Here is a 22347-nt window from a genome sequence, read left to right as displayed (position 1 = left end):
GGCTTCTGGTTTCAGTTTTGCGCATGACTTGGAACTATCAGGATATCGCACTGAACTTCATGAAGAATTTGCCCTGCGACACTCTCAACAAACAAGTTCATGATGGCATGCCTCCCATCTGTCCCGGCCACGACCAGATCAATGTCGTTCTCATCGACATATACGGCCAGCTGCCGCGCAGGATCGCCCTCGAGCGTGACGATTTGAATGTCACAAACTCCACCTCGTTGGGTAAATTGGTTGGATAGTATTCTGGCCTGCTTGACGGCATCTTTCGAGAACTGCCGGCTGTAGGCTTCCTTGTCGCCAACCCAGTTTTTGAACGGTGGCTCGAACGCATGGAAAACAACGAGGCTTTCGGGTTGAAAGAACCTGACAGCCGTTTCGAACACTCCCGACGCTGCAGGCGACAGGTCGATTGCGGCGACAATACGGTCGCGTGTGTCGTCTGGCTTCTTTTTCACCACAAGCACAGGCAGTCCGCTCTCCCGTAGAAGTGACGTCGTCGTGCTCCCCAGCAACGACCGACCGTCAACTTCGTTTCGCGATATACCCGTGACAATCAGATCAGTCTTGTCCCATAAAGCTATTTCGTTAATCTCGACAATGGGACGACCTCGTCTCACGACGACCGCACTGTTGAGCCCCTCAATAGCCGAAAGCTCCTCACGCAGGAGGGTGGAGCTGTGCGCAACGGCGCGGGGAAGGGACTGCGTTTCCGGCTGTTCGAGAGCCCCATCGTCGCTTTCGATGACATGGATCACAGTCAGCCGGGCCTGTCACTGAAGAGCCAACTGAATGGCGCGAACCTGTGCCCGATCACATTGGGCCGAGAAATCCGTTGCGAAAATGATATGCTTCGGATGGCGGTGCTTCATAATCTTCCTCAGCTACAGTCCGCGAACAGCTCGCCCTTCACCATCAATCGGCTGGTGTGCAGGAATGGGAGCCTGCGCACCAGCACGAATGCGCGAAGGCCGGAAAGTCTTGCTCGGCCTGTCCTCGATCAAAACGAAACCCTCCGAGGCGTGCAGCCATTCCTCTATCATCAGTTCGACAACTTCGTCGCGCGAGAGGGCAAGAACGTCCGCCACGGCATCGACAGCCTTGGCGAGCTCATGATCGAACGTGACTTCGCCGGTGTTCCAGGCATGAGCGGCGGCAATGAACAAAGCGTCCCGCATTTCCCGCGGCACCACCAGCGCAACCGCCTGGTCCAATCCGATTACCGTTTGTCCAGTGTTCGACACCTTACTTCTCCTCGCGACCTATGCGTCAGCACCTGAGTTCAAACACCTTTTTATGAGCGACGGAGAACCTGCCAAAACCTCCCCTGAAAATTGGTTGGGCGCTTGTCTGAAAAACCCCTCGTCTACAGCTTGACCAATGTGCCCTGGCGCCCCTCGAGAATCCCACGCGCATCTTCAAGCCGGCCAATACCCGCGAGCCCGCCCGTGTTTGCAAAGGCGCACGCCGCCTCCACTTTTGGCCGCATGGATCCGGCAGCAAAAACACCGCTGTCCAATTCGGCGGGCGCAGCTTTCCTGATCGGTCGCGACACCGCTGTGCCCCAGCCCTGGTAGACGGCATCCACGTCGGTGAGCATCAGGAAAGCGTCAGCGCCGAGCGCATTGGCGAGCAACCCGGCCGCTCTGTCCTTGTCTATGACGGCCTCAAGGCCATGAAGCATGCCATTCTCGTCACGCGCCACGGGGATGCCGCCGCCGCCGGCGCATATGACCGTGACGCCGGCGTCCACGAGCAGCCGGATCGTCTCGATCTGAGTGATGCGCGCGGGTAGCGGGGAGGGCACGACCCGCCGCCATCGTCCTTGCGCTTCCTCCACCATCGGCCAGCCATGCGCCTTCTTCGCCTTGGCCGCCTCTTCCTGATTATAGACCGGCCCTATCGGTTTTTCCGGCCCTGCGAAGGCTGGATCGTCCCGGTTCACCTCGATCTGGGTCAGCAGTGTCGCGATCCTCGATCCCGCAGGCATGGCATTGGTCAACTCCTGCTCGACGAGATAGCCTATCATGCCGACGCTTTCCGCCCCGAGAATATCGAGAGGATAAGGATCGACATCCGCAAATGCCGCCGCCTGGAGCGCCAGAAGTCCGACCTGTGGCCCGTTTCCGTGCGCGACGATAATATCGTGATCTCGCGCCAGATCCGCGAGCGCGATCGCCGCCTTGTGAACATTTGCGCGTTGGACGTCGGCGGTCATCGGCTCGCCGCGCTTGAGCAGCGCGTTGCCTCCCAGTGCTACCACTATCCTCATGTCAGGACCCCAGCGTGGCGACAAGCAAGGCCTTGATCGTGTGCATCCGGTTTTCGGCCTGGTCGAAGACGATGGAGGCTTCCGATTCAAAGACCTCTTCCGTCACCTCCATGCTGTCGATGCCGTATTGCCGGAAGATCTTTTCGCCGATCTCGGTCTCGCGATTGTGGAAGGCGGGCAGGCAGTGCATGAACTTCGCATGCGGATTGCCAGTCGCCGCCATGATCTCGGCGGTGACGCGATAGGGTGTGAGCAGTTCGATGCGCTCTTTCCAGACCGAATCCGGTTCGCCCATGGACACCCAGACATCGGTGTAGACGAAATCGCAGCCGTTGACGGCTTCGGCGGGGTCTTCGGTGAGGGTGATCTTGGCGCCGGTCCTGGCTGCGATCTCCCGGCACGACAGCACCAGATCGTCCTCGGGCCAGCAGGCCTTTGGTGCGCCAAGGCGCACATCCATGCCGATCTGCGCCGCACCCGCCAGCAGCGAGTTACCCATATTGTTTCCGGCATCACCAAGGAAGGAAAAACTGATCTGCGACAGGTGTTTGCGTGTGTATTCCCGCATGGTCAGGAAATCAGCGAGAATCTGCGTTGGGTGAAACTCGTCGGTCAGTCCGTTATAGACCGGGACGCCGGCATAGGCCGCCAGCGTTTCGGCCTGTTCCTGCCCGAAGCCGCGATATTCGATGCCGTCATACATGCGACCGAGGACCCGTGCAGTGTCCTTCATCGACTCCTTCTTGCCGATTTGGGTGCCGGTCGGGCCGAGATAGGTGACATGGGCACCCTGGTCATAAGCGGCCACCTCGAAGCCGGTTCGCGTACGCGTCGAATCCTTCTCGAAGATCAGCGCGATGTTCTTGCCTTTGAGGCGCTGCTCTTCGTAGCCGCCATATTTCGCCTGCTTGAGCGAGGCTGACAGTTTGAGCAGGAATCGGATCTCATCGGGCGTGAAGTCGAGCAGTTTCAGGACGCTGCGACCTTTCAGGTTCACGGGCATGACAGACCTCCTTCAAACTGGATCGCGGACGAGCGGGCAGGTCATGCAATGACCGCCGCCACGTCCCCGGCCGAGTTCGGCGCCCGGTACGGTGATCACTTCGACGCCCGCCTTGCGTAGTTGCGTGTTGGTATAGGTATTGCGGTCGTAGGCGACGACGACGCCAGGTTCGAGCGCCACGACGTTGTTGCCATCATCCCATTGCTCGCGCTCGGCCACATAAGCGTCGCCACCCGTCTCGACCACGCGCAACTGCTTCAGCCCCAGCACCTCGGCGGCGACCTCGACAAGCGGCCGCTCTTCCTTGCGCACGTCGAGCGTACCTTCGCTCTCGCCCGGGCGGATGGAATAGGGTTCGATCTTGTGCGCCACGTCCGCAAAGAGCGTCACGAGATCGCGGTCGCAGAAGCTGAAGACGGTATCGAGGTGCATGGACGCTCGCTCGATCGGCAGTTTGCAGGCGATCACCCTTTCCGCTCCGCCCTGCGCAAACAGGGAGCGCGCAAGCTGACCGACCGCCTGTGGTGTCGTGCGCTCGCCCATGCCGATGAGAACGGTTCCCTTGCCGACCGGCATGACGTCGCCGCCCTCCAGCGTGGCGAGGCCGTGGTCCTTGTCGGGATCGCCCCACCAGACCGGGAAGCCGGCATCGCGGAAATCCGGATGGAAGCGGTAAATGGCAGCGATATTGACGGTTTCGAGCTTGCGCGCATTCCAGCGCATCGGATTGAGCGTGACGCCGCCATAAATCCAGCAGGTCGTGTCGCGTGTGAACAGGTGATTAGGTAGCGGCGGCAGGATGAAGTCCTCCGGGCGCAAGGTCTCCGAGAGCAGGCCGCCGCTCTCGATCGGCAACTCCGCCTTGCTCAGGCCGCCCATCAGGATAAGCGAAAGTGCGTCCGCCTCGATTTCCATCAGATGCGCCCTCAGATCGTCGGCAAAACCAACGCCTACGGTGTCGTCCGTGACACGTCGTTCAAGGAGCCATTGGCGCGCCTCTGGGATCTGCAGCGTTTCCGCCAGCATCTCCCGAAGGAAGACAACTTCGACACCGCGATGGCGCATGGCGTCGACGAATGTCAGGTGCTCGACGCGAGCCTGCTTGACCCAGATGACGTCGTCAAAAAGCAGTTCATGGCAATTGGAAGGGGTCAGGCGGGCCAGTGCTGCGCCAGGCCGGTGGACCAGAACACGTCGAAGCTTTCCGACCTCCGAGTGAACGCCATAGGTGAGGGCCATTGGAAATCTCCTTTATGCGATGACGGTGGCGACGCTGAGGCTCGCCAGGATGATGACGGTGAGGATCACCAGCAGAGGCCACATGAAGCGCAACCACCGCTCGTAGGGCACGCGGCCGATGGCGAGCGCTCCCATGACGACCGCGAAGGTCGGGTTGATGAGATTCACCAGGCCGTTGGCGGACTGGTAAGCGGTAACGACGTGGTCGCGGCCGACGCCGGCGAAGTCCGCGACCGGTGCCATGATCGGCATGGACAGAACCGCAAGACCCGATGAAGAGGGCACGAAGAATGACATCAGTACCTGAAGCCAGTACATCACGTTGATAAAGGCGACCTTGCCCAGGCCAGCGACAGAGCCTTCGGCCCAGTGCAGGATGGTGTCGGTGATCTTGCCTGCATCCATGATGACAACGATGCCGCGCGCCAGACCGATGATCAGGGCGACACCGAGAAGGTCGCGCGCGCCATTGACGAAGGCATCCGTGAAATTCTTCTCACCCGTTCGGGCTATGAGGCCGACCACAATGGCGGACGCGAGAAACAGGCCACTCATTTCGCCCATCCACCAGCCGCCCTTGAGCACTCCCCACACCATCACGACAAAGGTGAGAGCAAAGAGGGCAAGCACCAGCTTGTGGGTCGTGGTGAACTCGGCTCCATCATGATGCGTGCTGAGGAAATGTCTCTCGTTGTCAGCCTTCATGTCGTAGACCAGCGATCTGGTGGGATCGAGCCGCACCCTTTCCGCATAGCGCATTACATAGGCAACGCAGGCAAGCCAGCTAAGGCCAAGGATGACGATACGCAGCACGAGCCCTTGGGTGAACGGCACGCCTGCGGCATCCGAAGCGATGACAGTGGCGAACGCATTGACGGTCGAGCCGAGAACGCCGACGCCCGCTCCCAGCAGGATGATGGCAACGGCGGTTACTGCATCATAGCGCGCCGCGATCATGATCGGGATCAGAAGCATATAAAACGCGAGTGTCTCCTCGGCCATGCCGTAGGTCGTGCCGCCAAAGGCGAACAACGCCATCAGGAATGGGATCATCCATTTCTCGCGGCCCTTCAGACCCCTCATGGCTCGCTCGATACCGGCGTTGATGGCGCCGGTGGCGGTCACGACCCCAATGAATCCACCGATCACCAGGACGAAGAGAGCGACGTCGATGGCATTTGCCGTGCCGGCAGCGGGATCGTAGAACCCGCGGATCGGCGCCATGAAGACCTCAACGATTCCCTGGGGCGCCGACTCGGTGGCAGCATACGTTCCCGCAACGGGAACCTCTTTGTTCAAGGCAGCGTTCTGGACGCGCGTATACTGACCGGCTGGAATGATCCATGTCAGCGCCGCGACCAGAACGATCAGGCCGAACAGGATGGTGAAGGCTGTCGGAAACCGGAAGCTGCCTTCCTTGGATGCGTCTGTGTCAATGCTCATTTACCCCCTCCACGGAAATACCGAAATCTGCAATGAATTTCGCGCGCTCCGCTGCAAGTATCGTCATACAACGAGAGGCATCATCGCGCTTTGACGGCTGGCGATGGAACAATTGGCCAATTATTAGGCTGATTGATCACAGGGAGTCAACAACTGATGACCATCAAGATCGATTTGGTGCGATCTTGCCTTTCTGCTGGGAGCCCCTGGTGCGTTTAGTGTAAGCTTTCGCCGCCCAATCCAGTAGAACAGACCCTGCGGGTGTGTTCGGGCACGCCTCGTTTTCTTGAGATATTTCTTAGTCGGTGCGGACTACCGCGCGCCGTTTCCAGGTGCCGGTAAGCAACGACCTCGGTACCTCAGGCCGCTTACTGGGAAAAACTCGCACCCGGAATTCCCTCCACGACGCATTGCACAGCGCGCAGCTGAAGTTCCGTCAAGTCCGCTCCCACAACCGTCACCGTCCCCTCATTGACATCGACCTGAAGTAGCTCAGGGCCGAAGCCGAGGTCGTTGCGGATGCGCGCCGACGCTGCAACCCTGATGCCTTCATCTCCCCGCGCAATCTGTTCGATTCCGGAAAAGGATGTTGCCCTCAGGAGATCGCGGCGACTGACGATACCCACAACCGCACCATTCGAGATCACGGGAAGCCGTTTGACGTTGAGGGTGAGCATCGCTTGCGCCAACTTGGTCAACGGCGTGCCAGGTTCCACGGTCCTGACCTTCGCTGTCATGACGTCGGCGACGCGCCAGCTGTTGGAATGAATGTAGTTTGCGAGATCCTGTTCATCAGTCATCGGATGGTCCTGCCTGTCGAGCAAGGTCGTTCCGATCTCCCTGCGGGACATCAGATCGCCTTCCGTAATGATCCCGACAAGGTTGCCATCACCATCCGTCACCGGCAGACCGCTGACACCTCGCTCCAGCATCCGGGAAATGGCATGACGCACGTGAGCATCCACACTGATCGTGGCAACATCGCGCGTCATGATGTCAGACGTAATCATACTCGCCTCCTTTAGGCCCGGCATCGAGTGCGGTCAGGCCGTCGTCACGGCCATATCAAGAACCATCCTGCCTTCGATACGGCCGGCCTTCAGGTCATCGAATATCCGGTTGATGTCTTCGAGGGGCGCAGCGGTGACATGCGCCTTGACCTTGCCTTCGGCAAAAAAGGCGATGGCCTCGTCGAGATCCCGGCGCGTGCCGACGATTGAGCCACGCACTGTTATCCGCTTCAACACGACGTCGAAGATGGGGGTCGCGAATTCACCGGGGGGCAATCCCACCAGGGCGACCGTACCTTTTCGCCGAACGAGCTGGAGTGCCTGTGAGAACGCTGGCGGCGATACGGCCGTGACGAGCACGCCATGGGCTCCGCCGCCTGTTGTCTGAACGGCCTCGGCGACCGCGTCGGATGACCGCGCATCAAGAGCCAGGTCGGCGCCGGTTTGCCTGGCCAAAGCGAGCTTTTCAGGCGACACGTCGAGCGCAACGACCTTCAACCCCATGGCTTTCGCATACTGGATCGCAACCTGTCCCAGCCCGCCGATGCCCGAGATCGCCACACACTGGCCGGGGCGCACTTCGGTTTCCTTGAGCCCCTTGTATGTCGTGACCCCGGCGCACAGAATGGGCGCGACCGCTTTGAAATCAACGTTGTCAGGCAATCTTGCCGCGAATGCGGCGTTGGCGATCACGTATTCCGCAAAGCCTCCGTCGCAGCTGTAGCCGGTATTGTGCTGATGTTCGCAGAGCGTCTCCCAGCCCGTTTCGCAGTGTTCGCAACGCATACACGCATCGTGGAGCCATGCGATGCCGACGGCATCGCCGATCTCAAAATCCGTGACGCCCGGGCCGATGGTAGCAACCGTGCCGGCGACTTCGTGGCCGGGAATGAAGGGCGGCGATGGCTTGACCGGCCAGTCGCCGGAAGCAGCATGCAGGTCCGTGTGGCAGACGCCGCACGCCATGACCTTAACCAGCAGTTCCCCGGGGCCCGGCACTGGAATCGGGACGCTTTCGATGGTCAGCGGTTTCCCAAATTCATGAACGACCGCAGCTTTCATCAGTTCTTGCATGGTCATTATCTCCTGATACGGATTTATAGTTGTTACCCTTCGATCGAGCGGTTCGGTCCACTGCAGAGTACCCGCTCCTATCGTAGGAAGCTTCGGAAGCGGCGCAGCGCGAATACGAACAGTGCCGCCCCGATCAAAACGAGCGCCAGCAACTGCGGCCACACCACATCGAGGCCCGCCCCGCGAAACAGGATCGACTGGGCGAGGATGACGAAATGTGTGTTCGGCGCGGCCAGCATGACGTCCTGGATGACCTGAGGCATGCTCTCGCGGGGCGTGACGCCGCCTGACAGGACCTGCAACGGCAGCAGGACGAGCATCAGCAACAGGCCGAACTGCGGCATGGACCCAGCGACCGTTGCGAGAAATATGCCCATGCACGTCGTGGCGAACAGGTGCAAAGCTGCACCGGTCAGGAACAGCGTTACCGAGCCCTGGGTTGGGACTTTGAGGACGCCTTGCACAACGAATATGATGGCGATCGCCGATGCGATAAGCACGATCAGCCCCATCGACCAGATCTTGCTCAGCATGATCTCGACCGGCGTGACAGGCATCACGAGCAAATGTTCGATCGTTCCGTGTTCGCGTTCACGAATAAGAGCGGCGCCGGTCAGGATGATCGATAGCATGGTGATCGACGAAATCACGTTGTTGATGGCACCGAACCAGCCTTTGTCAAGTTCCTGATTGAACCGTGCGCGCAATGCGAGGTCGACGGGAACCTCCGTTCCGCCTCTGTAGCGATTGAGGTATTCGCTGACCTCGCTGGTGACGATCGACTGGATATACCCCCCGCCGCTGAACGCCTGGGACATGCGGGTCGCATCGACATTGAGCTGGATCGTCGGCGACCGCCCGGCGAGCAAGTCGCGCTGAAAGTTTGGCGGAATGTCGAGCGCGAAGGTGTCGATGCCTGCATCCATGCGCTTGTCCATCTCGTGCGGCGAGATGAGAGTCGGAATGGAGAAATAGGGTGGATAGAAGGCCGTCAGGATGCGGGAGGAGACGGGCGACTGATCTTCGTCGACGATGGCGATGGCAGCCTTGTTGAGCGTCTCCGGCATGGCCGTCGACGCCGTGTAGATCGACAGGGTGAAGGCATAGAGGATCAGGATCACAAGCATCGGATCGCGGGCGAGGCCGCGCAGTTCCTTGACGCCGAGCTGAGCGATATTCGCCAAGCGCATGGGTTAGCCCGCCTGTTTCTTGAGGAGCGCCACTCCGCTTCCGAGCAGAACCGGAACAGCGATCAGCAGGGGAATGAAGGAGGCGGCCAGATCCTTGAATTCGAGCGCTTTCGAGAACGTTCCGCGCGCGATCGTCACGAAATAGGTCGTTGGATAAACCTGGCCGATAAAGGCGCCCGCACCCTGCAGCGAGGAGACCGGATCGATCATGCCGGAATACTGGACGGCCGGAATGAGCGTGATGAGCGCTGTGCCAAAGATCGCGGCGATCTGGCTGTTCATGAAGGTGGAGATCAGCAGGCCAAGCCCGGTCGCCGCCGTGACGTAGAGAAGTGCGGCAGCGGTCAATGTCAGAAAACTGCCGGTCAGCGGCACCCTGAATATGAAGACCGCGAACCCCGTCAGCATGAAGAAGTTCAGCATGGCGAGCGCAATGTAGGGCAGTTGCTTGCCGAGCAGGAATTCGAGCCGCGTCACGGGCGTCACATAGAAGTTGATGATCGATCCAAGTTCCTTCTCACGCACGACGCTCAGCACGGCCAGCATGGCGGGTATCATCATCAGCAGCAGCGGGATGACCGCCGGCACCATGGCCTTCAGGCTTTCCACGCTCGGATTGTAGCGGTATCGAAGAGCGACCTGGAAATCCCCGACGGTCGCCGCGTCCCCATAGAGTTCGCGCGCCTTCTGCGTAAGCCAGGTTTGGTGCATCCCCTGCACATAGCCGCGCACCGTCTCGGCGCGCGCCGGCATCGCGCCGTCGATCCAGGCGCCGATCTCGACTTTCCTGCCGCGCGCGACATCGCGCCCGAAACCGGGCGGGATCTCCAGCGCCAGACTGAGTTCACCCTTGCGCATCCGACGGTCGAGGTCGTTGTAATCCGTGATCGGCGCTTTCTCTGTAAAATAGCGCGATCCGGCGATCTGAAGCGTGTAGTCGCGGCTGATCGTCGTGTCGTCGCGATCGAGCACCGCGAAGGAAAGGTTCTCCACGTCCATATTGATGCCAAAACCAATGACGAACATCAGAATGACGCTGCCGAGGATCGCCAGCGTCGCGCGAATAGGATCGCGCCGCAGTTCGAGCGACTCGCGCTGCGTATAGGCGAACATCCGGCGAAGATTGAAGACGGAGTTGGCGGATGAAGCCGGCGGGGGCGCAGCGGCTTCATCCGCCTCTTCACGCTGCGTGAGTGGGGCGGACGCAGGTGAAGCCTGTTCGCCGATGGCCTCTTCGAGATAGGAAATGAAGGCTTCCTCCAGCGTCTCGCAGAAACGCTTCTCGATAATGCCGCGCGGCGTATCGCTGACGAGCACCTTGCCGGCGTGCATGAGGGAAATGCGGTCGCAAAGCTCGGCCTCGTTCATGAAGTGGGTCGATACGAAGATGGTGACGCCGTCCTTGCGCGACAGGTCGGACAGGATTTGCCAGAAGCCGTCGCGCGCCACGGGGTCGACGCCGGAGGTCGGCTCATCGAGGATCAGAATGTCGGGCGCATGGATCATGGCGACAGCGAGCGACAGCCGCTGCCGAATTCCGAGCGGCAGTGCGTCGGGCAGAGAATCCATGATGCCGGCAAGATCGAAGCGCTCCGCCATCTCCTCGATGCGCGCTGGAATCTCTTTGAGCGGCAGATTGAACAGGCGTGCGTGCAGATCCAGATTCTGGCGAACCGTAAGCTCGGTATAGAGCGAGAAGGCCTGGCTCATATAGCCCACCCGGCGGCGTACCTCGATATCGTTGGGATCCACCTCGTGGCCGAACAGCTTAGCCGTTCCCTCGCTCGCCGGCAGAAGACCTGTCAGCATTTTCATGGTCGTGGTCTTGCCGCAGCCATTCGAGCCGAGAAAGCCGAAAATCTCGCCGCGTGGAATCTGGAAGCTGACATTATCGACGGCTGTAAAGTCGCCGAAACGCATGGTAAGGTGCTCGGCCTCGATGGCGAATTCCGTCTCTCCGCCGGCTGGCCGGGGCGGAATGGCGACTTCATGGTGGCCGCGCCGCTTTTCTTCCGGCAAAAGAGCGACGAAAGCCGCATCGAGGTTCGCCGTTTCCGTGCGGGCGAGCAGTTCGTACGGCGTGCCTGTGGCGAGAATCCTACCGCCGTCCATGGCGACCAGCCAGTCGAAGCGTTGCGCCTCTTCCATATAGGCGGTCGCAACGATCACGCTCATCGACGGGCGGTCGCGGCGGATATCGTCGATCAATTCCCAGAACTGGCGGCGCGACAACGGGTCGACACCGGTGGTCGGCTCGTCGAGGATGAGCAGATCGGGGTCATGGATCAGAGCGCAGCAAAGCCCGACCTTCTGCTTCATGCCGCCGGACAGTTTGCCGGCCGGTCGATCAGGAAAGGGGGCGAGGCCCGTGCGCTTGAGCAAATCGTCGATGCGTTGCTCGCGCTCACGCTTGTCCTGGCCGAACAGACGCGCAAAAAACTCGATGTTCTCGAATACCGATAACGTCGGGTAGAGATTCTTGCCGAGCCCCTGCGGCATGTAAGCGATCTGCGGGCAGATCCGGTCTCGGTGCTTCTTGTCAGCGATGTCGCCGCCCAGGACTTCGATATGGCCGTCCTGAACCTTATGAGCGCCGGCAACCAGGCTGAGCAGGCTGGATTTTCCCACACCGTCGGGACCGATCAATCCGACCATGATCCCGGCGGGAATATCGAGAGAGATCGCGTCGAGCGCGGGCGTCTTGCCATAGGACAGACTAACATCCGCGATCTTCACAACCGCAGGAGCGGGCTCTCGCGCATTTTGCTCTCTTGGCAACGAACCGCTCATTTCACCAGCGCCTCGTTAAGATGAGCGGGCCATTCGGCATCCTGCGCGATGCGGACATAGGCCATGCCGGGAAGCCCTGTCTTGACGTATTGGATATGCTCGCGCAGCAGTTCAGGCGCGATCTTCGCCCTGATGCGGAACATCAGCTTCTGGCGCTCTTCCTCGGTCTCGACGGTTTTTGGCGTGAACTGCGCGACGTCCGCCACGAAACTCGCTTTGGCTGGGATGACATATTGGGGCGCGGCATCGAGAACCAGACGCACATCCGATCCTAAAGGAATGCGGCCCGCCTGCTCGGTGGGCAGGAAGAAGGTCATATAGACATCGCTCAGATCGACGATGTTGAGGACCCGACCTCCAGCCGACAGCACTTCACCCGGCTGGGCTACGCGGTATTGCACGCGCCCTTCACGGGGTGATCTCAGCGTGCTGTCGTTGATATCGGCAACAATGCTTTCAATAGCAGCCTGGGCGGCCACGACGGACGCCTCGGCATCGACGATCTGGGCCTTGGCGGCGCCGATTGCTGCCTCTGAAGCGGAAAGGGACGCCTTTGAGGCCGCGACGGCGGCACGGGCTCTCTGTGCGGACGCGCGGTCGTCGTCAAACGTCTGCTGCGATGTCGTGTTGGTGCGGATCAATTGCTCGGTGCGCGCAAGTTTGCGTTCCGCGGCATCCTGTTCGGCTTCCCGCTGGCCGATCACCGCGGCGGCAGCCTCACGTTCCGCTTCACGCTGGGACAGAAGGCTTCGGGCGGTATCGATGCTGATGGCGGCGCGCTGCAGTGACGCTTCGGCCTGCTTTCGCTGCGCTTCAAGCTGTTGCGTATCCATGACGGCGAGGACCTGGCCGGCCGTCACGAACGCGCCTTCATCGACCAGGATCTCCTTGATGCGTCCCGCGGTCTTGGTGGAAATGTCGATTTCGGTCGCTTCGATGCGGCCGTTTCCGCCGGCTATTCCGGCCGGCAGACCGGATGGGTCGTAAATGCGCAGGGCGTAATAGGCGCCGGCGACACCGGCAATGACGACGATCGCAATGATCCAGCTTTTAAGCGATTTCACGAGCGGGCTCCCCCTGCGCGGTTGCATAAGCGAGCTGGGCTTCGCCGCGGAAACGATCTGATGTCAAAGTGCAGAAGGTCATTGTCATAGTGAGAAGCCTGATTTGGTGGCGAAAACGCCCTTGGGCGGACGCGAGACGTCACGACTGCCCAACCGGATTGCCGATGAAAGTTCGATCTGATGCGATCACTGAAAAATTCTCGAAGTCTGACAAGGGCAACAGGGGCCTGCCATTGGTCGTCAAGGCAGGCCTTGAACCTGATTTTCCTCATGTAAGCGAGGCGTATACTTTGGGAAGCCGCCGCGAGATGCGGTTTTGTTGGAGCGTTCTTCATTGCCCACCTGAGTGTTTGCGTGAAGAACTGCTATTTGCCCCAGTATCATCAGCGCGTGATTTGAAATTCAGAACATATCATCACCTGATGACACACATGTCAATGGTCAAGCCTCCAATACGCCGGCGTGCCGGTGGCCGGCTTCGTATCCAGTCGGGTGACGAACTCCCATGAACCATCTCGCCGCTGCAAACATGATGAAACGAAACGGTTTCATCAGCCGACGAAGGCCGAAATAATCAAGGCATTGACGATATCAATGAAGAAGCCGCACACCAGAGGCACAACGACAAAGGCGCGATGCGATGCGCCATATTGCTGGGTGACCGCTGTCATGTTGGCGATCGCGGTCGCCGTCGACCCGAGAGCTATCCCTCCGAAGCCGGCCGACATCACCACGGCCTCGTAGTCGCGTCCCATAAGACGGAAGACGACGACGATTGTGAAGATGATCGCGAGTACGATTTGAACGGCCAGGGTGCAGGCAACGAATATAAAGACCCCGTCGAGCTGCCAGAGCTGAAGGCCCATCAATGCCATCGTCAGAAAAAGGCCGAGCGCAAGGTCTGATATCAGGGCAAGGCCGTCATCCACGCCGGGCCATAGTCTGAGCACCCTGGAACTGACAGCAATCGGCATGAGGTTCCGGACGACGATCCCGGCCATGAGGCAGCTTACGAAGCCTGGAAGATTGAGACCGGTGAGAGCGAGAATGTGACTGATGCCGAGACCGAGAATCAGAGCCAGGTTCAGGGCGAGGAGCGCCCAAAGGACACAGAAATAGTCCAGCCTGGATTGCCGACCGTCATTGGAAGCGCCGATGTCGAGTTCCGCAGAATGAGTAGGGGCGACGCTATGGCGCTTGATCAGGTAAGCAGCGACTGGGCCGCCGATCATGCAGGCTGCGATCAATCCGATGGTGTTGCCCGCGACACCCAGTTCCATCGCATTCGAGATACCGAGCCGTTCAACGAAAATCGGCGCCCAGGCGAGCGTCGTGCCGATCCCACCCGTCAGCGAAATTGATCCGACCATCAGTCCGGCCTTCGCTTCAAGGCCGAAGACAGTAGCCATGCCAATGCCGGCGAGATTTTGAATGAGGATGAAGGCGATTGCGAGTGAGAGCAGAATGGCCAGCGGGCGACCGCCTGCAAGCAATGTTTTGACATCCGCCTTCAACCCAACGCCCGCAAAGAACAGCAGCAGCAGGAAGTCACGCATCTGCAGATCGAAGGTGATGCGTCTATCGAACGTTGCATAGAAGAGAGCGACGACAACAGTGCAGAGAAGTCCTCCAACCACAGGTTCCGGAATGGAATATTTTCGCAGGAGCGGCGTCTTCAAGGTGACGATCTTGCCCACCAACAAAAGCGTGATAGCAATGGTGAATGTGTAGAAAGCATCGATTTCCATCTTGACCTGACATTGGACGCGAAGTGATAGACGGCGTTGCGACGCTTGGATCGTTACTGCCGAACAGGATTGCTATGAATCGGATCCCCGCCAAGTAATTCGGCGTGAGTACTCCGAGTTTGCAGGAATGGAACGAACAGGACATTCCAGCGTTAGCTAAAGGGAAGTCATCCGCTGTTGACTAGCCACACTTATGCCGATAAACCTTTCAACCGTCAATCTGGAGAGATTATGCCCAACAGACTTATCCGCCCGGTCGTGGAAGACACAACGCGTGACCGCATCCTCAAGGCCGCGATCCTGCGCTTCTCCTCACATTCCTACGAAGAGACAGGGCTTCGTGACATTGCCTCCGATGTCGGCGTCGACATGGCTTACGTGCATCGATCCTTCGGGTCGAAGGAGAAGCTTTTCCGGGAGGCCGTCAGGGCGATGCTTCGCCCGGAGGTCTGGCTGGTCGGAGAGGCGAGCGAGTTGCATATGACACTGGCAAAGGACGTCCTCGCCGACAAGGGCGCCAACGAGATCCGGCCATTCGACATCCTCGCTCGATCCTTTTCCAGCCCCGAAGCTGCGCGGGTCTTTCGTGAGCTCATCGACGAAGGCTTCGTCAAGCCGTTCGCGTCCAAATGTCAGCTCGTGTCCGAGCCGCGCGCGTCAATGATCGCCGCTCTCCTGGCCGGTGTCAGCATCCTTCGTGACGTTATCGGCACGTCAGCCCTCCAGAAGAGCGGCAAGGATCACGAACTCGCGATCCTGATATCCCAGGTCGTCGAGTTTCTTATGAACGATGACAAGGAATGCCAGACAACAGCAACCCTACCGATCAGTCGGGAGCGACAATGAATGATTTGAGCAGGTTGGACGTTGAGGCAACGCAAATCTCTGACAAAACTTTGGGCACAGAGGTCTATCGCACCATCGATTGGACGCGCGAGGCGCTGAGGGCACGGATGACTGGAGGGTCTCCCTCCCATCGCGGCTTCGCCCGGCACCTATGTGTTCCAGAAGTGAGGGCGCGATGGCGGACAATTTGCTGAGAAACCATACCTTCGCCGATCTCAAGGTCGGCGATACCGCGAGCCTCACCCGTGTTGCTGGGCGTAACGATATCGATCTGCTGACTGCCATGGCTGGCGGGAGTTGGCCGGCTTCTTGCGATGCGGCGCCAGAAGCGACGACGCTCTTCAACGAGATCGTCGCCAACGGCCTCTGGACCGGAGCGCTCGTTTCGCTCGTCCTCGGCACAAGATTCCCGGGGCCCGGGACGATCTATCTCGGGCAGGACTTCCGCTTCGTGAAACCCGTCGCCGCAGGCGACACGATCACGGCAAGCGTGAAGGTGAGGCAGAAGAACACCGAAACGCGCATGGTCGCGCTGGAAACGACTTGCTTCAATCAAAAAGGTGAGCTTGTTTTGACCGGGACGGCGACAGTTCTTGCACCCGAACAATCCATCGAATGGACCGAGGCTGCTTCCATCTCTGGCTCCACGGCCTCGGCATCTGCGAGCCGGTACGAATCCTTCGTCGCGGAAGCGCGCAGCCTGCCCCCGGTGCGGGCCGCTGTCGTTCACCCCTGTTCTGCCGGCGCGATCCTGGCCGCAGTCGAGGTTCGCCAGCAGGGCCTGTTCGAGCCGCTGCTGGTCGGACCGGTCGCGAAGATCCGTGCTGCTGCTGATGCTGCGAAGGTCGATCTTGGTGATATGGCAATCGAAGATGTTGCCCATAGCCACGCGGCGGCCGCACGCGCGGTGGAGCTTGCTGTCGCTGGTGAGGTCGCGGTTCTTGTCAAGGGCAGCCTGCATACCGATGAACTTCTGGGCGCTGTCATCGCGACCGGTTCCGGGTTGAGAACCGAACGGCGCATCAGCCATGTCTTCGCGCTCGATGTCCCGGCTTACGACAAGCCGCTGATCGTTACCGATGCGGCGATCAACATCCAGCCGACGCTCGATCAGAAACGCGATATCTGCCAGAACGCCATCGATCTTCTCCGGGCGCTTGGCGTCGAGGAGCCGCGCGTTGCCGTGCTCGCAGCCGTCGAGACCGTCAATGCGAAGATGCCGTCGACCTTGGATGCCGCGGCGCTGACGGTAATGGCGGCGCGTGGCCAGATCACCGGCGGGCGCGTCGATGGCCCACTTGCATTCGACAATGCGATCAATATCGAGGCGGCGAGGACAAAAGGGATCGTCTCGCCGGTTGCGGGCGAGGCCGATGTTCTGCTCGTGCCGGACCTGGAGGCGGGCAATATGCTTGCCAAGCAACTGATCTATTTCGCGGGGGCGACGGCGGCCGGGATCGTGCTCGGCGCTCGCGTGCCGATCGTGCTGACCAGCCGCTCGGATCCGCTTTCGGCGCGCATCGCCTCGGCAACGCTCGCAAGGCTCCTCGTCGCTCGCAACCAGGCGCCGCAAACCGGAGCAACGCCATGAGCGAGCAACTGCTTGTCACCTTCAACGCCGGCTCGTCCACGGTCAAGATCGGCCTCTTTACCCGTTCCGAAGGTGCGCTCACACGCATCGGCAAGGGTATGATCGACTTTCGCAAGACGCCGTTGCGCTTCGAGCTTTCCGAGGGGCCGGATCGCTTCGACATCGAACTGGAAGCCGAAGCCGCGGAGGAATTGGACGATGTCTTGAGCGAGGCCTTCGGCCGCCTCTCGTGGCATTACGACATGTCCGGCGTCATGGCGATCGGCCACCGTATCGTGCACGGCGGCGATCTGTTCGATGGTGCCGTCCTGATCGATGATCGGCTGATGGCGCAGATGGAGGCGCTCGTACCGCTTGCACCGCTGCATCAGCCCCAGGCGCTGCGCCTCATCCGTGCGATCACGCGCCTCCGACCGGAGCTCAGGCAGACCGCCTCTTTCGACACTGCCTTCCATCGCACCATGTCCGAGGTCGCGCGACGCTTCGCATTGCCAAGGGCGCTCCACGAGGAAGGCATCAAACGTTATGGCTTTCACGGGCTTTCCTATCGATCGATAGCGGGGGAACTGGCCCGCAACTGGCCGGAGCATGCGGCGGGCAAGGTCGTCGTCGCCCATTTGGGGTCCGGTGCCAGCCTTTGCGCCATGCGCAACGGTGCCAGCCGCGACACCAGCATGGGGTTTTCGACGCTCGACGGTGTGCCGATGGCAACACGCTGCGGAGCGCTCGACGCCGGAGTGGTGCTGCATCTGGCGAGATCCGGTCGCGATCTCAGCGACATCGAGGATCTCCTCTATCACCGGTCAGGGCTGCTGGGCGTCTCCGGCATCAGTGCCGACAGCCGCGCGCTTCTGGAAAGCGAAGAGCCGGAAGCGAAGGAAGCGATCGAACTGTTCTGTTTCAGGGTCGCAGGTGAAGTTTCGCGGCTTACCTCGACGCTCGGCGGGCTCGACGCGTTGGTGTTCACGGCAGGTATCGGCGAGCACCAGCCGGCGATCAGGGCCGATATCTGCACCCGGCTGATGTGGCTCGGCATCGATCTCGACCCGGCCGCGAACGCCGAGAACCGGACAGTCATCAGCAGCCCGGCAAGCCGCCTCGCCGTGCTCGTGATCCCAACCGACGAGGAACAGGTGATCGCTGCCGAAGCCTCAAGCGTTCTGGGAGGCTGATTAATGACTGCGACGATCGGTCTGTTCGGAATACGTGGCCTTGGGGTCGGCATCGCCAACGAAGCGTCGATTGCTGCCGGCTGCGCGGCCGAGGGCTTTGCCTTGGCCATGGATGTGTCCTGTCATTCCTTCATCCGGATGGCGCGGCTCGCCGCTCCCCGGTTCGGTTGTCTACGCCGATAACGGGTTCCACATCACGGCCTGGCCGGATGGGACAATCTGGTGCCCCGAAAATACTGACGCCGCCTTTTGCGGCGGCAGGCCTAACGCTGTTGTTCCGAAAGGCGCGATGGTTCCACAACACTTGACATTGTTTGGTTTCAGTAAATGCGTGAATTCAGTCTCCGACTTGTATTTCTTCTCCTGGCAAGCCTGCTTTCAGCCTGTGCCGGGCGTCCAGGCCCGGAACTGCTTGCCCAAACGGCTGAAACCGTCCAGGGGGCGAAGCTGACTACCGTCTATGTCGCAACCACGCGAAAGCGCGACGCGGCCGGTGTCTACACGTCCGGGCGCAGCCGTGAGGTCAGCTACATCCGCTACAGGATATCTATCCCGCCGGGTCACAAGGCCGGCAACGTCGAATGGCCGAAATCGAAGCCGAACCCGAAGACGGACTTCGTCACCATAGACCAGCAGCTCCTCGACGCGGCGACATTCGAGACCGAAGTCACGCGCAAACGCAACGGCAAACCGCCAAGCGTTGGCGTGTTTGTGCATGGCTACAACACCAATTTCACCGAGGCCGTCTATCGCGTCGCACAAATGGCAGCGGATGCCGGCACTGGCGCCGCTCCGATTCTGTTTGCCTGGCCGTCCGAAGGGGCTCTGAGCGGCTACGTCGCGGATAAGGACGCGGTGACGTTTTCGCGCGACCAGTTGGCGGATCTGCTCGCCACGCTTGCAGCCAAGCAAACGCAGGGACTGATCACGCTCGTCGGCCATAGCATGGGAGGATGGCTGACGACGGAAGCGGTGCGCCAGCTTCGGCTTACAGGCAAGGATGCGGTCATCCGCCGACTGCAGGTGGTGCTCGCGGCGCCAGACATCGACGTCGACGTGTTTGAAGCGCAACTGGCGGCGATAGGGCCACTCAACCCGCCCATGACCATCCTTGTGTCCAAGGACGACAGGGCACTGCAGGTGTCGGAACTTCTATCTACCGAACGTCAGCGTCTGGGCAGGATCGACGTGACGGATCCTAAAATCGAGGAGGCAACGCGCAAGGCGAATGTACAGGTGATCGATATATCGGACATCGAGGCGTCCGATAGCTTCAGACACAATCGCTTCGTCGGTCTCGCTGCCCTTTATCCGAAACTCTCGGCTCGCAATGGCGCCGGCGACCCGCAAAACATCAGGCAAGCCGGAGCCTTTGTGTTCAATTCCGCCGGTGCGGTTCTTTCAAGCCCGTTCATACTGGCTGGCAAGATCGTCGGCGGGAACTGACACGCGTGAACACCCGCAGTTCCAGGAGGAAAAACCCATGACGACCATGAACTTCAGAATGCTCGATGCCACCGACCTGCGACTGTTACGGTCGCGATGGCGGTGGCTGTTGGCCGCAGGCATAGCACTTCTCTTGATTGCGTTTGCCGCCCTGTCCAATCTTCTGCTGGCGACAGTCGTTTCGGTGCTTTTTTTGGGCGTTACGATGCTGCTGGCCGGTGCGGCGCATATCGTCTTCGCCGTTCAAATGGAGCGTCGGGCTTATTTGCTGGGGCTGATCGCAATCGGCGCATTGTATGTTGGGGCGGGCCTTGTCACATTCTGGAATCCGGTATTGGCATCCAGCGTCCTCACGCTGCTCATGGCGCTCAGCCTGCTGGTCGCAGGCATTGTCAGATTTGCCGCAGGTCTGGCGGTTCGACCTGTTTCGGGTTGGGGCTGGCTGGTTGCGGCAGGCGCCACCACCGTGCTCGTTTCAATGGTCATTCTGATGGGCTGGCCCGTCAACAGCCTCTGGATCATCGGCGCGCTGCTGGCGATCGATCTGCTGATCACCGGTTGCGGCCTGAGTGCATTGGCGCTTGCACTGCGGCGATCGCTGACTTCAAGCGAGATCATCGATAAACGACACGGAGCCTGAGGTCGTCATGAAACAAGTAAAGCCGTTCACTGTGGAGGTGCGGAAGAAGCGCCGGGTGCAGAAACATCAGACGAATTGTGGGTGGACTGCTCCGAGCACAGTCGCAGAGCCTCACCCGACGAACGAGATTGAGGCGCCAGAAGGCATCAGGCCCGAGGAGACCTCATCCGGTCACCTGTCGCGATCGCGCAGGAATTGAATGCAGGCTGGAACTGAGCCAGGGGACATATCTCCATCGGTCTTATCATCAGCTGTTGACTAATGATAATCGATCGTTAAGTTGGTCAAGCAGGCGGGCGACGGGGAGATGGAATGAATACGCCAAAAGATATTGTCGTTTATATCGACACAGCGGAAGCTTCTGTCTGCCGGGTCTATATTGATTATGCTGTTTCACTTGCACGTGTATGGGATGCACACGTCGTTGTTGCTTTTGTGCCGGAAGATTTGATCGCAACTCCCTCGCATGGCTTCGCCCGGGGGGCTGCGATCGACAGCATGATAACCGCTTTCGAGAAGCGCCGACACGACGCCGAAGAGCAGCTTCGGAAGATCCTTTCGGAGATTGCCTCCGCCAGCGGTGTAAACTGCGAACTGCGGATATGTTCTCATGAAACGGGCGAAGCGCTCATGTTGCACGCCCGGCATGCCTCTCTGGCCATCGTCGGAACGGGGCGAGATCCGGCTCGTGCGGAGACAGCTCTTACGGTTTCGGAGGATATCATCTTTGCCTCCGGTCGACCCTCGATCCTTTTGCCTGCCACCTGGCCAGGTGACAGCGCCATCCCCGAAACCATCGTGATCGGATGGAATGCCAGCCGGGAAGCGGCCCGCGCCATAGCGGATTCAATGGCATTCCTTACAACTGCTCGCGCCGTTCACGTTGTTGTTGTTCCCGAGCCCAAGGTTGCAAGGCTTCTGGGGGAAGATCCCGGAAGCGATATCGCTCTCCACCTCGCACGCCACGGGATCAGGGTGACGCTTGACCGACTGGAAGGCGACAATGCCGGTGATCTTATTCTATCCCGGGCAGAAGAGCTTGGTGCCGATATGATGGTCATGGGCGCCTACGGGCAGTCCCGGATCACCGAATTCGTTTTCGGTAGCGCAACTCGTACCATTCTGGCCAACCCGACAGTCCCGATCTTTCTCTCGCGATAAAGACTTATCGCTGGGCAGGGCAGGTGGCCCGGGAAGCTACGGAAAAAGTGATGACAACACAGGAGAACAAAGCATGTCCGATCTGATAGTCGTCGGTTTCGATACGGTTGATGAAGCCGACAAGGTGCTTCTCAAACTCGCCGCCCTGAGAAAAGAGTATCTGGTCGATCTGGAGGATGCCGTCGTCGTCGTTCGTGACGGCGAAGGCAAGGTTCATCTCAAGCAGAGCCTTAATCTGACAACCCTTGGGGCGGCGTCAGGCCTGCTGTCGGGCACGTTGTGGGGCGGTCTGGTGGGGCTTTTGTTCCTCAATCCGCTTGCCGGCATCGCCATCGGTGGCCTGACGGGGGCTGGTGTTGGCGCCTTGTCCGGCTCGCTCGCTGACTATGGCATCGACGACACGTTCATCAAATCTCTTGGCGAAACGATCCCGAACAACTCCTCGGCATTGTTCGTGCTTGTCCGAAAGGTGCAGCCGGAAAAGGTGCTGGCGGAGTTCGAGGGGTTGCGCGGTCGTGTACTCAAGACGTCGCTTTCGCCGGAACAGGAAGAGAAATTGCGAGCCGCACTTTCGCAAACGGTTACAGGCTCCTGACGGATATTGAACGGCCCTGTCGTGAACGATCAACCGAGCCCGCGCCGCTCGGTTGAT

The 22347-nt window shown here is 60.0% G+C and carries 19 protein-coding genes and 1 pseudogene; 8 read left to right on the top strand and 12 right to left on the bottom strand.

Features of this window, described 5'->3' with window-relative positions; genetic code table 11:
- Positions 1-11 precede the first annotated feature (11 nt).
- The 12 genes from KWJ32_RS21000 to gltS form a co-directional block, all read right to left on the bottom strand.
- Complete coding sequence (locus KWJ32_RS21000; RefSeq protein ID WP_275982718.1) at positions 12-770, bottom strand: universal stress protein; 759 nt, start codon at positions 768-770, stop codon at positions 12-14.
- A 120-nt stretch (positions 771-890) separates the two neighbouring features.
- Entirely contained in the window at positions 891-1250 is a 360-nt protein-coding gene (locus KWJ32_RS20995; RefSeq protein ID WP_077548366.1) for a hypothetical protein, read from the bottom strand.
- A 122-nt stretch (positions 1251-1372) separates the two neighbouring features.
- Positions 1373-2278: a carbamate kinase gene (gene arcC / locus KWJ32_RS20990; protein WP_112585273.1), complete on the bottom strand. Its 906-nt coding sequence runs from the start codon at positions 2276-2278 to the stop codon at positions 1373-1375.
- Between the two features lies 1 nt (position 2279).
- Positions 2280-3281 (bottom strand): ornithine carbamoyltransferase, encoded by a 1002-nt coding sequence (gene argF / locus KWJ32_RS20985; RefSeq protein WP_151610443.1) that lies wholly within the window; start codon positions 3279-3281, stop codon positions 2280-2282.
- Between the two features lie 12 nt (positions 3282-3293).
- On the bottom strand, positions 3294-4520 hold the full coding sequence (arcA, locus tag KWJ32_RS20980; protein ID WP_151610442.1) for an arginine deiminase: 1227 nt from the start codon (positions 4518-4520) through the stop codon (positions 3294-3296).
- A gap of 12 nt (positions 4521-4532) precedes the next feature.
- Positions 4533-5963, bottom strand: a complete 1431-nt coding sequence (locus KWJ32_RS20975) for a YfcC family protein (RefSeq protein WP_151610441.1) — start codon at positions 5961-5963, stop codon at positions 4533-4535.
- 368 nt (positions 5964-6331) lie between these two features.
- Positions 6332-6973 (bottom strand): CBS domain-containing protein, encoded by a 642-nt coding sequence (locus KWJ32_RS20970; protein ID WP_192799861.1) that lies wholly within the window; start codon positions 6971-6973, stop codon positions 6332-6334.
- 33 nt (positions 6974-7006) lie between these two features.
- Positions 7007-8053: an alcohol dehydrogenase AdhP gene (adhP, locus tag KWJ32_RS20965; RefSeq protein ID WP_151610439.1), complete on the bottom strand. Its 1047-nt coding sequence runs from the start codon at positions 8051-8053 to the stop codon at positions 7007-7009.
- Positions 8054-8124: 71 nt separating this feature from the next.
- Complete coding sequence (locus tag KWJ32_RS20960) at positions 8125-9237, bottom strand: ABC transporter permease (protein WP_151610438.1); 1113 nt, start codon at positions 9235-9237, stop codon at positions 8125-8127.
- A gap of 3 nt (positions 9238-9240) precedes the next feature.
- A complete protein-coding gene (gene rbbA / locus KWJ32_RS20955; protein WP_151610437.1) occupies positions 9241-12027 on the bottom strand; it encodes a ribosome-associated ATPase/putative transporter RbbA in 2787 nt (928 codons plus the stop codon).
- The gene (locus tag KWJ32_RS20950) at positions 12024-13118 is read right to left on the bottom strand and encodes an HlyD family efflux transporter periplasmic adaptor subunit (RefSeq protein ID WP_151610436.1); all 1095 of its coding nucleotides are present in this window, start codon (positions 13116-13118) and stop codon (positions 12024-12026) included. The genes rbbA and KWJ32_RS20950 overlap by 4 nt, the downstream gene beginning before the upstream one ends.
- 524 nt (positions 13119-13642) lie before the next feature.
- The gene (gltS, locus tag KWJ32_RS20945; protein WP_151610435.1) at positions 13643-14839 is read right to left on the bottom strand and encodes a sodium/glutamate symporter; all 1197 of its coding nucleotides are present in this window, start codon (positions 14837-14839) and stop codon (positions 13643-13645) included.
- A gap of 231 nt (positions 14840-15070) precedes the next feature.
- Between gltS and KWJ32_RS20940 the strand changes: the two genes are divergently transcribed.
- The 8 genes and pseudogenes from KWJ32_RS20940 to KWJ32_RS20905 all read left to right on the top strand — a co-directional run bounded on the left by KWJ32_RS20940 (position 15071) and on the right by KWJ32_RS20905 (position 22290).
- Positions 15071-15685: a TetR/AcrR family transcriptional regulator gene (locus tag KWJ32_RS20940; RefSeq protein ID WP_077548376.1), complete on the top strand. Its 615-nt coding sequence runs from the start codon at positions 15071-15073 to the stop codon at positions 15683-15685.
- 175 nt (positions 15686-15860) lie between these two features.
- Positions 15861-17276, top strand: a complete 1416-nt coding sequence (locus KWJ32_RS20935) for a bifunctional enoyl-CoA hydratase/phosphate acetyltransferase (protein WP_112585275.1) — start codon at positions 15861-15863, stop codon at positions 17274-17276.
- Positions 17273-18448 carry an acetate/propionate family kinase gene (locus KWJ32_RS20930; protein WP_151610434.1) on the top strand — a complete coding sequence of 392 codons (1176 nt, stop codon included), beginning with the start codon at positions 17273-17275 and terminating at the stop codon, positions 18446-18448. Before KWJ32_RS20935 ends, KWJ32_RS20930 begins: the two co-directional genes overlap by 4 nt.
- 81 nt (positions 18449-18529) lie before the next feature.
- Positions 18530-18607 (top strand): annotated as a pseudogene (locus KWJ32_RS28290) (enoyl-[acyl-carrier-protein] reductase FabI); the annotation flags it as partial.
- Positions 18608-18775: 168 nt separating this feature from the next.
- Complete coding sequence (locus tag KWJ32_RS20920; protein WP_151610433.1) at positions 18776-19894, top strand: alpha/beta fold hydrolase; 1119 nt, start codon at positions 18776-18778, stop codon at positions 19892-19894.
- Between the two features lie 37 nt (positions 19895-19931).
- Positions 19932-20534 carry an HdeD family acid-resistance protein gene (locus KWJ32_RS20915; RefSeq protein ID WP_151610432.1) on the top strand — a complete coding sequence of 201 codons (603 nt, stop codon included), beginning with the start codon at positions 19932-19934 and terminating at the stop codon, positions 20532-20534.
- A 312-nt stretch (positions 20535-20846) separates the two neighbouring features.
- Entirely contained in the window at positions 20847-21695 is an 849-nt protein-coding gene (locus KWJ32_RS20910) for a universal stress protein (RefSeq protein WP_112585277.1), read from the top strand.
- A gap of 73 nt (positions 21696-21768) precedes the next feature.
- Positions 21769-22290, top strand: a complete 522-nt coding sequence (locus KWJ32_RS20905) for a DUF1269 domain-containing protein (RefSeq protein ID WP_077548383.1) — start codon at positions 21769-21771, stop codon at positions 22288-22290.
- Positions 22291-22347: the final 57 nt, after the last annotated feature.

The organism is Ochrobactrum sp. BTU2, from assembly GCF_024539785.1.
Taxonomy (GTDB): Bacteria; Pseudomonadota; Alphaproteobacteria; order Rhizobiales; family Rhizobiaceae; genus Brucella; species Brucella anthropi.
Note: the sequence above shows the minus strand (reverse complement) of the source record. Positions and strands in the feature narration are given on the sequence as shown.

Excerpts from the sequence above, each read along its gene's own strand:
- arcC (WP_112585273.1), bottom strand. The coding sequence starts at position 2,278 with ATGAGGATAGTGGTAGCACTGGGAGGCAACGCGCTGCTCAAGCGCGGC.
- argF (WP_151610443.1), bottom strand. The coding sequence starts at position 3,281 with ATGCCCGTGAACCTGAAAGGTCGCAGCGTCCTGAAACTGCTCGACTTC.
- arcA (WP_151610442.1), bottom strand. The coding sequence starts at position 4,520 with ATGGCCCTCACCTATGGCGTTCACTCGGAGGTCGGAAAGCTTCGACGT.
- KWJ32_RS20975 (WP_151610441.1), bottom strand. The coding sequence starts at position 5,963 with ATGAGCATTGACACAGACGCATCCAAGGAAGGCAGCTTCCGGTTTCCG.
- KWJ32_RS20970 (WP_192799861.1), bottom strand. The coding sequence starts at position 6,973 with ATGATTACGTCTGACATCATGACGCGCGATGTTGCCACGATCAGTGTG.
- adhP (WP_151610439.1), bottom strand. The coding sequence starts at position 8,053 with ATGACCATGCAAGAACTGATGAAAGCTGCGGTCGTTCATGAATTTGGG.
- KWJ32_RS20960 (WP_151610438.1), bottom strand. The coding sequence starts at position 9,237 with ATGCGCTTGGCGAATATCGCTCAGCTCGGCGTCAAGGAACTGCGCGGC.
- rbbA (WP_151610437.1), bottom strand. The coding sequence starts at position 12,027 with ATGAGCGGTTCGTTGCCAAGAGAGCAAAATGCGCGAGAGCCCGCTCCT.
- KWJ32_RS20950 (WP_151610436.1), bottom strand. The coding sequence starts at position 13,118 with ATGCAACCGCGCAGGGGGAGCCCGCTCGTGAAATCGCTTAAAAGCTGG.
- gltS (WP_151610435.1), bottom strand. The coding sequence starts at position 14,839 with ATGGAAATCGATGCTTTCTACACATTCACCATTGCTATCACGCTTTTG.
- KWJ32_RS20940 (WP_077548376.1), top strand. The coding sequence starts at position 15,071 with ATGCCCAACAGACTTATCCGCCCGGTCGTGGAAGACACAACGCGTGAC.
- KWJ32_RS20935 (WP_112585275.1), top strand. The coding sequence starts at position 15,861 with ATGGCGGACAATTTGCTGAGAAACCATACCTTCGCCGATCTCAAGGTC.
- KWJ32_RS20930 (WP_151610434.1), top strand. The coding sequence starts at position 17,273 with ATGAGCGAGCAACTGCTTGTCACCTTCAACGCCGGCTCGTCCACGGTC.
- KWJ32_RS20920 (WP_151610433.1), top strand. The coding sequence starts at position 18,776 with ATGCGTGAATTCAGTCTCCGACTTGTATTTCTTCTCCTGGCAAGCCTG.
- KWJ32_RS20915 (WP_151610432.1), top strand. The coding sequence starts at position 19,932 with ATGACGACCATGAACTTCAGAATGCTCGATGCCACCGACCTGCGACTG.
- KWJ32_RS20910 (WP_112585277.1), top strand. The coding sequence starts at position 20,847 with ATGAATACGCCAAAAGATATTGTCGTTTATATCGACACAGCGGAAGCT.
- KWJ32_RS20905 (WP_077548383.1), top strand. The coding sequence starts at position 21,769 with ATGTCCGATCTGATAGTCGTCGGTTTCGATACGGTTGATGAAGCCGAC.